The 14182-nt window shown below is 74.7% G+C and carries 10 protein-coding genes and 1 pseudogene; all 11 read left to right on the top strand.

Going from position 1 to position 14182, the window contains the following annotated elements; genetic code table 11:
- Positions 1 to 16: 16 nt before the first annotated feature.
- Positions 17 to 1117: a LacI family DNA-binding transcriptional regulator gene (locus tag ACR80Q_RS02075; RefSeq protein WP_435375878.1), complete on the top strand. Its 1101-nt coding sequence runs from the start codon at positions 17 to 19 to the stop codon at positions 1115 to 1117.
- Positions 1118 to 1127: 10 nt separating this feature from the next.
- Positions 1128 to 2342, top strand: a complete 1215-nt coding sequence (locus ACR80Q_RS02070; protein WP_435375877.1) for a sensor histidine kinase — start codon at positions 1128 to 1130, stop codon at positions 2340 to 2342.
- Between the two features lie 100 nt (positions 2343 to 2442).
- Positions 2443 to 4233, top strand: a complete 1791-nt coding sequence (locus ACR80Q_RS02065; RefSeq protein WP_435375876.1) for an ABC transporter transmembrane domain-containing protein — start codon at positions 2443 to 2445, stop codon at positions 4231 to 4233.
- The gene (locus ACR80Q_RS02060; protein WP_435375875.1) at positions 4230 to 6020 is read left to right on the top strand and encodes an ABC transporter ATP-binding protein; all 1791 of its coding nucleotides are present in this window, start codon (positions 4230 to 4232) and stop codon (positions 6018 to 6020) included. The genes ACR80Q_RS02065 and ACR80Q_RS02060 overlap by 4 nt, the downstream gene beginning before the upstream one ends.
- A 90-nt stretch (positions 6021 to 6110) precedes the next feature.
- Positions 6111 to 6905: a LytR/AlgR family response regulator transcription factor gene (locus ACR80Q_RS02055; RefSeq protein ID WP_435375874.1), complete on the top strand. Its 795-nt coding sequence runs from the start codon at positions 6111 to 6113 to the stop codon at positions 6903 to 6905.
- A gap of 35 nt (positions 6906 to 6940) precedes the next feature.
- Positions 6941 to 7282 carry a hypothetical protein gene (locus ACR80Q_RS02050; protein WP_435375873.1) on the top strand — a complete coding sequence of 114 codons (342 nt, stop codon included), beginning with the start codon at positions 6941 to 6943 and terminating at the stop codon, positions 7280 to 7282.
- Entirely contained in the window at positions 7279 to 8934 is a 1656-nt protein-coding gene (locus tag ACR80Q_RS02045) for a sodium/solute symporter (protein ID WP_435375872.1), read from the top strand. Before ACR80Q_RS02050 ends, ACR80Q_RS02045 begins: the two co-directional genes overlap by 4 nt.
- Before the next feature lie 162 nt (positions 8935 to 9096).
- Positions 9097 to 9390: a DUF485 domain-containing protein gene (locus ACR80Q_RS02040; RefSeq protein WP_435376041.1), complete on the top strand. Its 294-nt coding sequence runs from the start codon at positions 9097 to 9099 to the stop codon at positions 9388 to 9390.
- Positions 9387 to 11006, top strand: a complete 1620-nt coding sequence (locus tag ACR80Q_RS02035; RefSeq protein ID WP_435375871.1) for a monocarboxylic acid transporter — start codon at positions 9387 to 9389, stop codon at positions 11004 to 11006. Before ACR80Q_RS02040 ends, ACR80Q_RS02035 begins: the two co-directional genes overlap by 4 nt.
- A 147-nt stretch (positions 11007 to 11153) precedes the next feature.
- Entirely contained in the window at positions 11154 to 13136 is a 1983-nt protein-coding gene (gene acs, locus ACR80Q_RS02030) for an acetate--CoA ligase (protein WP_435375870.1), read from the top strand.
- A gap of 80 nt (positions 13137 to 13216) precedes the next feature.
- Positions 13217 to 13861 (top strand): annotated as a pseudogene (locus tag ACR80Q_RS02025) (glycosyltransferase family 39 protein); the annotation flags it as partial.
- Positions 13862 to 14182 lie beyond the last annotated feature (321 nt).

Raw genomic sequence — 14182 nt, 5'->3', positions numbered from 1 at the left:
TCCGTACGATCCCCCGGTGACGACGCCCGAACCACCCCCGGGGCGCAAGGGCTCACGGGTGACCATCTTCGACGTGGCCGTCGCCGCGGGCGTCTCGTACTCGACGGTGTCGCGCGTGGTGAACGGTCAGCGGCACATCGCGGTCGCGACCCGGGCCCGCGTCGAGCGCGCCATGGCCGAGCTGGGGTACGTCGCCGACCTGCGCGCCCGCTCGCTGGCCGGCGGGAGCACCACGATCCTCGGGCTGCTCCTGCTGGACATCAACTCCGACTACATGGTCGAGATCGTCCGCGCCGTCGACGACGAGGTCTCCCGTTCCGGGTACGACCTGATGCTCTGCACCACCCACTCCCGCACCGGTGACCCCGGCGACTACGTGCGCCGACTCGCCCCCGGCCTCGTCGACGGGCTGATGGTCCTCGTCCCGCAGGACAACGACCGGTACCTGCAGGTGCTGCGGGCCAGCGGGTTCCCGCACGTGCTGATCGACCACCACGGCAGCCCGGAGGGCTCCAGCGTCGTGCGGGCCACCAACGACCAGGGCATCCGTGACGCGGTGCGCCACCTGGCCGGGCTCGGCCACACCCGCATCACCCACCTGCGGGGTGACGAGGGCCAGGACACCACCCGGATCCGGGAGGCCGCGTTCCGTTCCGAGTGCGAGCGCCTCGGCGTGCGGGCCACCGTGGCCCCCGGTGGCTTCAACGAGGTCGTCGGGCACCCCGCCGCGCTCGCGGTGCTGGACGTCCCCGACGGCGACGGCGGGACCGCCGGGGTGCGGCCCACCGCGATCCTGGCCGCGAACGACGCGGCCGCGCTGGGGGTGCTGTCCGCCGCGCGCTCACTGGGCCTGCGGGTGCCCGAGGACGTGTCGGTGGTGGGCTTCGACGACGTCACCTCGGCGCGGCTGACCAGCCCGCGGCTGACCACCGTCCGCCAGCCGCTGGCGTCCATGGGACGGGTCGCCACCGAGCTGCTGCTGTCCCAGCTCGGCGCCGAGCCGTCGGAGCCCCGGCTCGTCGAGCTGCCCACCGAGCTGGTGGTGCGCGAGAGCAGCGGGCCACCGCCGGCCGGGACGGGGCCGCGGCACGGCTCCGCACCCCCGCCCGCTGTGTGATGCTGCGGCGATGACCCCGCCCAGCGGTGACGGCGTCCTGCTCGTCCTGCTCACCGTCGCCACGGCCCTGCTGGTCCTCGCGCTGGGCTACGGGTTGACCCGCGGCGGCCTGGGCCGACGGCTGACCAACGACGCCGACCGCGCCCGGTTCGACACCTTGCACCTGACGGCCCTGGCCGCGCCGAGCCTGCGGCAGGGGCTGTCCGTGGCCGGCGCGCGCCCCGCCGCCCGGCACCTGCGCCAGCTGCTGGGCACGCCGGCACTGGCGATGGTGTCGACGACGGAGCTGCTGGCCTGGGAGGGCGCCGACGACGACAACGGCGGTCACGCCGGACGGGCCGTCGCGCACGCCGAGCGCGCCGTCCGCGAGAGCCGCACCCGGGTCCTGGCCGCCGGCGAGGTGACCTGCGGGCGGCCGGGCTGCCCGCTGCGGGGGGCGGTCGTGGCCGTCGTCGGCATCGAGGACCGGGTGCTGGGCGCCCTGGTGGCCTACTCCCCCACCCGCCCGACCGCCCAGCTGGTCCGCGCGACCGAGGAGGTCGCCCGCTGGATCGCCAGCCAGGTCGAGCTGGCCGAGCTGGACGACCAGCGCAGCCGCACGGCCGAGGCCGAGCTGCGGGCGCTGCGGGCGCAGATCAGCCCTCACTTCGTCTACAACTGCCTGGCCGCCATCGCGGTGTTCGTGCGGACCGACCCCGACCGCGCCCGGGAGCTGCTGCTCGACTTCGCCGACTTCACCCGGTACGCGTTCCGTCGCGAGGCCCAGTTCACGACGCTGGCCGACGAGCTCCGCAACGTCGAGCGCTACCTGGTGCTGGAGCAGGCCCGTTTCGGTGACCGGCTCGCGGTCGACCTCACCGTCGCGCAGGAGGTCCTGGGCGTCACGGTCCCGTTCCTGTCGGTCCAGCCGCTGGTCGAGAACGCCGTCCGGCACGGCCTGGAGTCCGGCCGCGGGTCGGTACGGGTGGTCGTCACCGCCGAGGACGACGGCGACGGGGCCGTGATCAGCGTGGACGACGACGGGACCGGTGCGGACCCGGAGACGGTCCTGGCCGCCGTCGAGGGCCGGGGCTCCAAGGACTCGATCGGCCTGGGCAACGTGGACCTGCGGCTGCGGCAGGTGTTCGGGGACTCCGCCGGCCTGGTGGTCGACACCGCCCCGGGCGCCGGCACGCGGGTCACGTTCCGGGTCCCCAAGTTCGCGGTCGGGGTCCGACCCGGCTGACGGCCCGCACGCCGGGTCGGGGGCCCGCCGGCCCGCCGGGCACCTACCCGGACGTAAACCGGTACGGCGACGGCGGCCTGGGGACCTAGCGTGGCCCGTCGTGCTCGACCTCCCCGTCACCGACCCCGGCCCGCCCGACCTCCGCTCCCCGTGGCGGTACCTGCTGGGCATCGCCTGGCGGCAGTGGCGCACGCTGACCTGGGGCTGCCTGCTGGGCATCGTCTGGATGACGTCGCTCGCGCTGCTGCCCGTGGCGCTGGGCCGCGGCATCGACGACGGCTTCGTGACCGGCGCGGACGGCAGCACCACGGTGCGCTGGGCGGAGCTGCTGACCTGGGGCGGCGTGCTCACCGGGCTCGTGGTCCTGGCCGCGGTCGTCGGCACGCTGCGCCACCGCGCCGCGGTCAGCTGCTGGCTGCAGGCGATGTACCGGGTCACCCAGCACGTCTCCCGCCACCTGCGCCGGGCCGGCACGTCCGTCACCCGGCAGGTGCCCACGGGTGAGGTCGTCTCGACCGTCGCCTCCGACGCCGACCGGATCGGCGGGGCGCTGGACGTGCTGCCCCGCTTCGCCGGCGCGGTGGTGGCGAGCACCGTGATCGCCGGCGTCCTGCTCGCGACCTCGCCCACGCTCGGTGTGGTGGTGCTGGTCGGCGTCCCGGTCTGCGTCGCGAGCCTGGCCCTCGTGGTCCGCCCCCTGCACACCCGGCAGCGCGCCCAGCGCGAGGTCGCGGGTCGGTTGACCACGCTCGGCGCGGACACCGTCGCCGGGCTCCGGGTGCTGCGCGGCCTGGGCGGCGAGCGGGTGTTCTCCGACCGGTACCGCGAGCGCTCCCAGACGGTGCGCCGGGCCGGGGAGGACGTCGCCCGGGTGCAGGCGGTGCTCGAGGGGCTGCAGGTGCTGCTGCCCGGCCTGCTGACCGCGGTGGTCGTCTGGCTGGGCGCCCGGTACGCCGTGGACGGACGCATCACCGCCGGTGAGCTGGTGGCGTTCTACGGTCTGTCGGCGTTCCTCGTGATGCCCCTGCGCACCGGCGTCGAGGCGCTGGAGAAGTGGGCCCGGGCCCTGGTCGGCGCCCGCAAGGTGCTCCTCGTGCTGGGCGTCGCCCCGCCCGTGCTGGACCGTACGGAGCCGGAGCGCCACCCGGCGCCGGCCCGACGCCCCGGCGCGGACCCGACGACGCGCCCCGGCGCGAACCCCACGACGCGCCCCGGCGCGGTGCTGGTCGACCCCGACTCGGGCACCACGCTGCACCCCGGTCGGCTCACGGCGCTGGTGTCGGCCGACCCCGCCGACTCGGCCCGGGTCGCAGCGCGGCTCGGGCGCGACGACGACGACAGCCGCGCCCTGCTGGACGGCGTCCCCGTCGTCGACCTGCCGCTGCGCGAGCTGCGCCGCCGGGTGCTGCTCAGCGAGGCGGAGCCGTCGCTGTTCAGCGGGCCGCTGCGCGACACGCTCGACCCGTGGCACGCCCACACCGCCGAGGAGGTCATGCAGGCCGTGGACGACGCGTCCGCGAACGACGCGGTCGACTCGGTGCCCGGTGGCCTGGGCGGTCGCCTGCCCGAGCGCGGCCGGTCCCTGTCCGGCGGCCAGCGGCAACGGCTCGGGCTGGCCCGCGCCCTGCTGCGCGACCCCGACGTCCTGCTGCTGGTGGAGCCCACCAGCGCCGTCGACGCCCACACCGAGGCCCGGGTGGCCGAGCGGTTGCACCGCCGCCGCGACGGGCGGACCACCGCCGTGGCCACGGCGAGCCCGCTGCTGCTGGAGCGCGCCGACCGGGTCGTGTGGCTGGTCGACGGGCGGGTGCGGGCCGAGGGCACCCACCACGACCTGCTCGCCACCCACCCGGCCTACCGCCGGGCCGTCACCCGGGGGGAGGACGGATGAGCGCCCCGCTCGTCGACGCCCCGGGCGCCACGTCGCGCACCCTCCCCGTCGCCGACGTCGCCACCACGCGCAGGGAGGCCGCCCGCCTGCTGCGCGCGCACCGCGGCGGCTTCACCAAGGTGGTCGCGCTGTACGCCGTCGTCGCGGTGGCCGCCCTGGCCGCCCCGTTCCTGCTGGGTCGGCTCGTCGACGGCGTCACCACGGGGACCCTGACCACCGCCGACGTCGACCGCGTCGGTCTGATGCTGGTGGCCGCCGTGCTCCTGCAGGGCGGCTTCGCCTACCTGTCGCGCCGGACCTCCGGCGTGCTGGGCGAGCAGATCTTCGCCGAGCTGCGCGAGGACTTCGTCGACCGGGCCGTCGACCTGCCGCTGTCCACGGTGGAGACCGCGGGCACCGGGGACCTGGTGTCGCGCACCACCAACGACGTCGAGACCCTGTCCTGGACCGTGCGGCAGGCGGTACCGACGGTGTTCGTCGCCGGCACCGCGAGCCTGCTGACGCTGGCCGCCACGATCGCGGCCGGGCCGCTGGTGGCGCTGGCGGCGCTGGTCGCGGTGCCCCTGATCCTGCCCGTCACCCGCTGGTACCTGCGGCGGTCCCGACGGGGCTACCTGGCCGAGCGGGACGCCTACGCCCGGGTCAACGGCTCGGTCACCGAGACCGTGGAGGCCGCGACGACCGTGGAGCACCTGGGCCTGGGCCGGGTCCGGGTCGCCCGGACCGACGCCGACCTGCGCCGCTGCTGGGCCGTCGAGCGCTACACGCTGGCGCTGCGGACCCGGTTGTTCCCGCTCATCGACACCGGCTACCAGCTGCCCATCGCCGTGGCCCTGGTGTGGGGCGGGTTCCTCGTGAGCCAGGACCTGGCGACCCTCGGGCAGGTCACCGCCGTGACGCTGTACCTGCGGCTGCTCGTCGACCCCCTCGACGAGCTGCTGGCCTGGATCGACCAGCTGCAGGTCGGGGCCGCCTGCTACGCCCGCGTGGTCGGGGTCGGCCTGGTCCCCGACGACCGGGTCGCCACCGACGCCCGGCCCGACGGCACAGAGCTGGTGGTGCACGACGTCCGCTACGCCTACCGCAGCACGGCCGACGGCCAGGCCCCCCCGGACGTGCTCCACGGCGTGGACCTCGACCTGGTGCCGGGCGAGCGGCTCGCCGTCGTGGGTCCCTCCGGCGCCGGCAAGTCGACCCTGGGACGGCTGCTGGCCGGGGTGCACCCCCCGCGCACCGGCAGCGTGACCGTGGGCGGGGTGCCGCTGGTGGACCTGCCCCTGGACGAGCTACGACGCCGGGTCGCCCTGGTCACCCAGGAGCACCACGTGTTCGTGGGGACGCTCGAGCAGAACCTGCTGCTGGCCCGCCCGGACGCCACCACCGACGACCTCGAGGCGGCGCTGCGGGCGGTCGACGCGCTCGGCTGGGCGCACGACCTGCCGGCCGGGCTGCAGACCGAGGTGGGTTCGGGCGCGGTGGCGCTCGACCAGGCCCAGGCCCAGCAGCTCGCGCTGGCCCGGCTGGTCCTCGTCGACCCGCACACCCTCGTGCTGGACGAGGCGACCTCGCTGCTGGACCCGCGGGCGGCCCGGCACCTGGAGCGGTCGCTGTCGGCGGTGCTGACCGGGCGCACCGTCGTCGCCATCGCCCACCGGCTGCACACCGCCCACGACGCCGACCGGGTCGCCGTGGTCGAGGACGGTCGGATCAGCGAGCTCGGCAGCCACGACGAGCTGATGGCGCGCGACGGCTCGTACGCGTCGCTGTGGCGTTCCTGGCAGACCTGATCGACCTCCCGGCCCCGGCACCGGGCGACGGCCCGCGCGACCACCGGCGGTGACGACTCGCGACCCGCCGGCAGGGCCTAGCCTGCGTCCATGACCGCACCGGGGCGGGGACTCAGGGTCCTCGTGGTCGACGACGAGGCACCGGCTCGCGAGGAGCTGGCCTTCCTGCTGCAGCGGGACGACCTGGTGGCCGAGGTCGTGACGGTCGCCCGGGCCGAGGACGCGCTGCGCCGACTGGGGGCCGGTGACATCGACGTCGTCCTGTCCGACGTCCACATGCCCGGTCTGGACGGCCTCGACCTGACCCGCGCCGTCGGCCGGCTGGCCTCCCCGCCCGCCGTCGTGTTCGTCACCGCCCACGACGAGCACGCGGTCCAGGCGTTCGACCTGCAGGTCGCCGACTACGTCCTCAAGCCCGTCCGGGCGGCCCGGCTGGCCGCCGCGCTGCGCCGCGCCACGGCGTCCACGGCGACGGCCGAGACCCGCCGGGGGCCCGCCGCGGCCGACGAGACGCTGAGCGTCGAGCTGGGCGGCGTCACCCGGTTCGTCCAGCGCAGCTCGGTGCTGTGGGCGGAGGCCCAGGGCGACTACGTCCGCCTGCACACCGCCACGGACTCCCACCTGCTCCGCTCGACGCTGTCGCAGCTGGAGGAGCGGTGGGCCCCGGTGGGCTTCGTCCGGCTGCACCGGAGCCTGCTGGTGGCGGTGGCCGCGGTGCGCGAGCTCCGCTCCGACGACGGCCGGCACACCGTGGTCGTCGAGCAGGGGCAGACCCGTCGTGAGCTGCCGGTCGCGCGCCGGCACGCGCGCGAGGTGCGGGAGCGGCTGGTCGACGCCGCCGGCGCCTCCGGGGCCGGCGGGGCCGCCGGGGCGCCCCCGCCGTGACCGAGCCCGGCCGGCGCCGGCCCGCGCGGGTCCGGGTGACCCGTACCGTCCCGCTGCGCGGGCGGGTCACGTCGCCGCCGCGCAGCGAGGACGTCGTCAGCGTCTACGACCGCTCGTTGCGCCGGGCCCAGCTGCGGTGGTCGGTGGCCTCGGTGCTCGTGGTGGTCGTCCCGCTGCTGCTCCTGCCGCTGCTCGGGGTGCTGGTCCCGGGCGTCGCCGCCCTGCCGGTGCTGGGGGTGCCCCTGGCGTGGTGGCTGCTGGCCGTGGCCGTCTACCCGGTCATCTGGCTGGCGGGGCGGCGCCACGTCACCGGGGCCGAGCGCACCGAGCAGGACTACCGCGAGCTGGTCGAGGACCCGGCGCGGGACCGGACGTGACCCAGGTCCCCGCCCTCGTGGCGATCACCGTCGTCGTGGTCCTCACGGTGCTGGTGGCCGCCTACGGCACCCGGGTGTCGCGGACCACGGGGGACTTCTACGTCGCCAGCCGGGCCGTCCGCCCCTGGTGGAACGCCAGCGCGATCGGCGGGGAGTACCTGTCGGCCGCGAGCTTCCTGGGCGTGGCCGGGCTCGTGCTCCTGGAGGGGGCCGACGCCCTCTGGTTCCCGATCGGCTACACCGTGGGCTACCTGCTGCTGCTGACGTTCGTCGCGGCCCCGCTGCGCCGCTCGGGGGCGTACACGCTGCCGGACTTCGCCGAGCTGCGGCTCGGCTCGGCCCGCGCCCGGACCGCGTCCGCGCTGGTCGTGGTCGTGGTGGGCTGGCTGTACCTGCTGCCGCAGTTCACGGCGTCCGGCCTGGTGTGGGCCTCGGCGACCGGGCTGCCGCGCTGGATGGGCACCATGCTCGTCGCGGTCGTCGTCTGCGGCGCGGTCGCCGGCGGCGGGATGCGCTCCATCACGATCGTCCAGGCCGTGCAGTACTGGCTCAAGCTCACCGCCATCGCCGTCCCCGCCTGCGTCCTGCTGGCGCTGTGGGGCGTCAACGGGGCGCCGGAGTCGCAGGCCCCCGCGGACTGGGCCCTGCCCAGCAGCGAGCCGACCGACCTGTACGGCACCTACTCGCTGCTGCTCGCCCTGCTGCTGGGGACCATGGGCCTGCCTCACGTGCTGACCCGCTTCTACACCAACCCCGACGGCACCGACGCCCGTCGGACCACCCGCACGGTCATCGGCCTGCTGGGCCTGTTCTACGTGTGGCCCCCGGTCTACGCCGTGCTGGCGTGGCGGTACGCCCCACAGCTGGCCGAGCCGGGCCGGGCGGACACCCTGGTGGTGGACCTGCCGGCGCTCGCGGCGCCGGGCACGCTCGGGGTCGTCCTGGGGGCGATCACCCTCGGCGGGGCCTTCGCGGCGTTCCTGTCCACCGCCTCGGGGCTGACCGTCGCGGTGTCCGGGGTGCTGGCCCGGGACCTGACCCCCGGCGGGACGACCGGGACCTCCGCGGGGACGACCGGCACCGGTGGGGTCGGCGGCACGGCGGGCGACCGACGAGCCGTCACCCGGTTCCGGCTCGCCACGCTCGTCGCGCTGGTCGTCCCGGTCGGGGTGGCGCTGCTCGGCGTGGACGTCCCGCTGGCCGCGACCGTCGGGCTGGCGTTCGCCCTCGCGGCGTCGACGTTCGCCCCGCTGCTGCTGCTCGGCATCTGGTGGGACGGGCTCCGCAGCGGGCCGGCGCTGGCCGGGATGGCCACCGGCGGGGGTGCGGCGGCCGCGGCCGCCGTCCTGACCCTGACCGGGGTCACGGCCCGGACGGCCCCCGGGCTGGCCGAGGTGCTGGAGCAGCCCGCCGCCTGGACGGTGCCTCTCGCGGTGGCGGTCATGGTCATCGGGTCGCTGCTGCAGTCACGACGGGAGCGGGCCACCGACACGCGGGCCCTGACGCCCCCGGTGCAGCCGGCCCTGCTCCACCGCCCGGAACCGGTGTCGGACCGGCCCGTCCCCGCCGTACCCCGGGAGGGCTTCGGCCGCAACCCCGACCCGCGCCCTCCCCGGACCGCTCGTCGCCGCTCGCCTACCGCTCGTCGCTAGCCCCCCGGCCTGCCGCCCGCGGCTGTGATCCGGACCTCCATCGTGGACGCAAGACGCCCGCACCGACGCGGCCGTGCGTGACGAGGAGGTCCCGTGAGCACGACACACGACCCGCACCGAGAGCCGGCCCCACAGCCCGACGGCCAGACCACGTGGGAGGAGGTGCAGTCCAGCGCCGACTTCCAGGCGCTGCGCCGCTCCTTCCGCCGCTTCGTGTTCCCGATGACCGCGGCGTTCCTCGTCTGGTACTTCGCCTACGTCCTGCTGGCCGCCTACGCCACGGACTTCTTCGCCACCCCCGTCTTCGGCAACGTCAACGTCGGCGTCCTGTTCGGGTTCGGGCAGTTCGTGTCCACGGCCGCCATCACCATCGCCTACATCCGCTGGGCCAACCGCAACCTCGACGACCAGGCGGCCGAGATCGGCTCCCGCATCGACCTGGAGGAAGCCCGATGAACGCGCTCCCCCTCGCCGCGACCACCGGCGCCAGCGTCGGCAACCCGATCGTCAACATCGCCATCTTCCTGGCCTTCGTCGGCGTGACCCTGACCGTGGTCATCCGCGCCTCCAAGAACACCAAGACCGCGGCCGACTACTACGCCGCCGGCCGCTCGTTCACTGGCCCCCAGAACGGCACCGCGATCGCCGGCGACTACCTGTCGGCGGCGAGCTTCCTCGGGATCGTCGGCGCCATCGCCGTGTACGGCTACGACGGCTTCCTCTACTCCATCGGGTTCCTGGTGGCGTGGCTCGTGGCCCTGCTGCTGGTCGCGGAGCTGCTCCGCAACACCGGCAAGTTCACGATGGCCGACGTCCTCAGCTTCCGGCTGCGCCAGCGCCCGGTCCGCCTCGCGGCCGCCACGACCACGCTGGCCGTGTCGTTCTTCTACCTGCTCGCGCAGATGGCCGGCGCCGGCGGGCTCGTCTCGCTGCTGCTCGGCATCGACTCCGCCGTCGGGCAGGGCCTCGTCATCGCCGTCGTCGGCTCGCTGATGATCCTGTACGTGCTCATCGGCGGCATGAAGGGCACGACCTGGGTGCAGATCATCAAGGCCACCATGCTGATCGCCGGCGCCGGCCTGATGTTCATCTGGGTGCTCGCGCTGAGCAACTTCAACCTGTCCGACCTGATGGGGACCGCGGTGGCCACCACCGGCGACCCCACCATCCTCGACCCGATGGGCCAGTACGGCGCCGACAACTGGACCAAGCTGAACTTCATCTCGCTCGGCCTGGCCCTGGTGCTCGGCACCGCCGGCCTGCCGCACGTGCTGATGCGCTTCTACACGGTGCCCACCGCCAAGGAGGCCCGTCGCAGCGTCCAGTGGGCCATCTCTCTGATCGGCCTGTTCTACCTGTTCACGCTCGTGCTGGGCTACGGCGCCGCCGCGTACGTCGGTCGCGACGTCATCCTCGCCGCCCCGGGTGCCTCGAACGCCGCGGCCCCGCTGCTGGCCTACGAGCTCGGCGGCACCCTGCTGCTGGGCTTCATCGCCGCGGTCGCCTTCGCGACCATCCTCGCCGTCGTCGCCGGCCTCACCATCACCGCCGCGGCGAGCTTCGCCCACGACGTGTACGCCAGCGTCATCAAGAAGGGCCAGGGCGACCCCGACGCGGAGGTCAAGATCGCCCGCCGCACCGTGGTCGTCATCGGGCTGGTCTCGATCGTCGGCGGCATCGCGGCGAGGGACCAGAACATCGCGTTCCTCGTCGCGCTCGCGTTCGCCGTCGCGGCCAGCGCGAACCTGCCGACCATCCTCTACTCGCTGTTCTGGAAGCGCTTCAACACCCGGGGCGCGCTGTTCAGCATGTGGGGCGGCCTGCTCAGCTGCATCATCCTGATCGTCTTCAGCCCGACCGTCTCCGGCAGCGACACCGCGATGTTCACCAGCGTCGACTTCGCGATCTTCCCGCTGTCCAACCCGGGCATCGTCAGCATCCCGCTGGCGTTCCTGCTCGGCTGGGTCGGCACCGTCACCGGCAAGCCGTCGGCCAACCACGACTCCAAGCACGCCGAGATGGAGGTCCGTTCGCTCACGGGCGCCGGGGCCGAGAAGGCCGTCGCCCACTGACCCTGCCGAGAGCAGAGATCAGCCAGGCCGCACCAGTACCTCCGCCGGGGTCACCGTCGTTACGGTGGCCCCGGCGGCACCACATCAGCCTCACGGACCCCGGTCCACGAGCCGCACGCCACGCCTCACCGCTGCGAAGGAGCACCGATGACCACGGAGACGACGCCCACCGAGACCACGGACGACGAGAGCCGCCGCTACCCGCCGTCGGAGGAGTTCGCCCGCGACGCCGTCGCCGGGGCCGACCTGTATGCCGAGGCCGACGCGGACCGGCTCGCCTTCTGGGCCCGGCAGGCCCGGGAGCGCATCAGCTGGGACACCGACTTCACCGACACCCTGGACTGGACGAACCCGCCGTTCGCCAAGTGGTTCGTGGGCGGCCGCCTGAACGCGGCCTACAACTGCGTCGACCGTCACGTCGAGGCCGGCAACGGCGAGCGCGTGGCCATCCACTTCGAGGGCGAGCCCGGCGACACCCGGACCATCACCTACGCCGACCTGCAGCGCGAGGTGTCCAAGGCCGCCAACGCGTTCGCCGCGCTCGGCGTGAAGCAGGGCGACCGGGTCGCGGTCTACCTGCCGATGATCCCCGAGGCCATCGTCACGATGCTGGCCTGCGCCCGCCTGGGCGCCGCGCACAGCGTGGTGTTCGGCGGGTTCAGCGCCGACGCGCTGCGCAGCCGGATCGACGACGCGAAGGCCACGCTGGTCGTCACCGCCGACGGCGGCTTCCGCCGGGGGGCGGCCAGCGCCCTCAAGCCCGCCGTCGACGGCGCGCTGGCCGACGGCGCGTCCGGGGTCGACAACGTGGTCGTGGTGCGTCGCACCGGCCAGGACGTGGAGTGGACCGAGGGCCGCGACCTGTGGTGGCACGACGTGGTCGACGGCGCCTCCGACCAGCACACCCCGGAGGCGTTCGACAGCGAGAACCCGCTGTTCGTGCTCTACACCTCCGGCACCACCGGCAAGCCCAAGGGCATCCTGCACACCACGGGCGGCTTCCTCACGCAGACGGCGTACACCCACGCGACGGTGTTCGACCTGCGCCCGGAGACCGACGTGTTCTGGTGCACCGCCGACGTCGGCTGGGTGACCGGGCACAGCTACATCGTCTACGGCCCGCTGGCCAACGGGGCCACGCAGGTCGTCTACGAGGGCACCCCCGACACCCCGGACAAGGGCCGCTGGTGGGACATCGTCGCCACGTACGGCGTGACGATCTTCTACACTGCCCCGACGGCGATCCGGACCTGCATGAAGTGGGGCGACGACATCCCCGCCGGACGCGACCTGAGCAGCATCCGCCTGCTCGGCAGCGTCGGGGAGTCCATCAACCCCGCCGCCTGGACCTGGTACCGCAAGACCATCGGCGCGGACTCCGTCCCCATCGTCGACACCTGGTGGCAGACCGAGACCGGTGCCCTGATGATCAGCCCGCTGCCGGGCGTCACCAGCCTCAAGCCCGGCTCGGCGCAGCGCCCGCTGCCCGGCATCAGCGCCGCGGTCGTCGACGACGAGGGCCACCCCGTCGAGCACGGCGCCGCCGGCTACCTGGTCCTCACCGAGCCCTGGCCGTCGATGCTGCGCACCATCTACGGCGACGACCAGCGGTTCAAGGACACCTACTGGTCCCGGTTCCCCGGCAAGTACTTCGCCGGCGACGGCGCCAAGTACGACGAGGACGGCGACATCTGGCTGCTGGGCCGCGTCGACGACGTGATGAACGTGTCCGGGCACCGGCTGTCCACGACCGAGATCGAGTCGGCGCTGGTCAGCCACCCCGCGGTGGCCGAGGCCGCCGTGGTCGGCGCCACCGACGACACCACCGGCCAGGTCCCCGTGGCCTTCGTCATCCTGGTCGGGCACTCCGCCGACATCATCGGCGACACCGACCCGCAGGAGGCGCTGCGGGCGCACGTGGCCAAGCAGATCGGCGCCATCGCCAAGCCCAAGCGGGTGCTCGTGGTGCAGGAGCTGCCCAAGACCCGCTCCGGCAAGATCATGCGGCGGCTGCTGCGCGACGTGGCCGAGAACCGTGAGCTCGGCGACGTGTCGACCCTGACCGACAGCGCGGTCATGGGCCTGATCCAGACCGGCCTGTCGGACAAGGCCGCCAGCTCCGACGGCTGAGCCTCCACCGGCACCACCAGCACGACCCTGACGAACCCGCCCGCCGCGACCCCGCGACGGGCGGGTTCGTCGCGTCAGGGGTGGGACCGGTGGTTCGGGGTACCCCGCCCCGTGTGACCCTCGCCGCCGCCGTGCCGTCCGGCACCCTCCGCCCCACGGCGGGCCTCCCGGCCTACGCCTGGCGACCGGTCGGCGCCGTCGCGGGCGGGTCGGTGCTGGTGCTGCTGGCGCTGTCCGGGCGCTACGGCTACCACCGGGACGAGCTGTACTTCCGGGTGCTGGGCGGCCAGCCCGCCTGGGGCTACGTCGACCAGCCGCCGTTGACCCCGCTGCTGGCCCGCTGGAGCATCGACCTGCTGGGCGACGAGCTGTGGGCGATGCGGGTGCCGGCCGCGCTGCTGCTCGGTGGGCTCGCCCTGCTGCTGGCGCTGCTGGCCCGCGAGGTCGGGGGCGGTCGCACCGCGCAGCTGCTGGCGGCGACCGGGGCGCTCGGCGCGACCCCGCTCATCAGCGGGCACCTGCTGCTGACCGCCAGCCTGGACTGGCCGCTGTGGGTGGCGACCGGCTGGCTGGTGGTCCGCGCCCTGCGGCGCGGCGGCACCCGGTGGTGGCTGGCGGCCGGGACGCTCGCCGGGCTCGCGACGTACAACAAGCTGCTGATCGGGTTGCTGCTGCTCGCGCTCGTCGCGGCCATGCTGCTGGTCGACCGACGGACGCTGCGCACCCCGGGGCCCTGGCTCGGCGCCGCCGCGACGGCCGTGGTCGGCGCCCCCAACCTGCTCTACCAGCTCACCAACGACCTCCCCCAGCTGCAGATGGCCGGGGCCCTCACCGGTGACGCGGCCCGCGTCCTGTTCCTGCCCGGGCAGCTGCTCAACCTGGGCCCGCCCGCCGCGCTGGTGTGGGGGGCCGGGCTCGTCGCGCTGCTGGTCGACCCGCGCTGGGCCCGGCTGCGCAGCGTCGGCGTCGCCTACCTGGTCGCGGCCCTGCTGCTGCTCGCCGTGGCCGGGCAGTTCTACTACACCACCGGGTTCCTGCTGCTGCTG

This window comes from Aquipuribacter aurantiacus, assembly GCF_051216895.1.
Lineage (GTDB): Bacteria > Actinomycetota > Actinomycetes > Actinomycetales > JBBAYJ01 > Aquipuribacter.
This window is presented reverse-complemented; position numbering and strand designations above follow the sequence as displayed.

Coding starts and splice junctions, on each gene's coding strand:
- ACR80Q_RS02070 (WP_435375877.1), top strand. CDS start 1,128: ATGACCCCGCCCAGCGGTGACGGCGTCCTGCTCGTCCTGCTCACCGTC.
- ACR80Q_RS02060 (WP_435375875.1), top strand. CDS start 4,230: ATGAGCGCCCCGCTCGTCGACGCCCCGGGCGCCACGTCGCGCACCCTC.
- ACR80Q_RS02055 (WP_435375874.1), top strand. CDS start 6,111: ATGACCGCACCGGGGCGGGGACTCAGGGTCCTCGTGGTCGACGACGAG.
- ACR80Q_RS02035 (WP_435375871.1), top strand. CDS start 9,387: ATGAACGCGCTCCCCCTCGCCGCGACCACCGGCGCCAGCGTCGGCAAC.
- acs (WP_435375870.1), top strand. CDS start 11,154: ATGACCACGGAGACGACGCCCACCGAGACCACGGACGACGAGAGCCGC.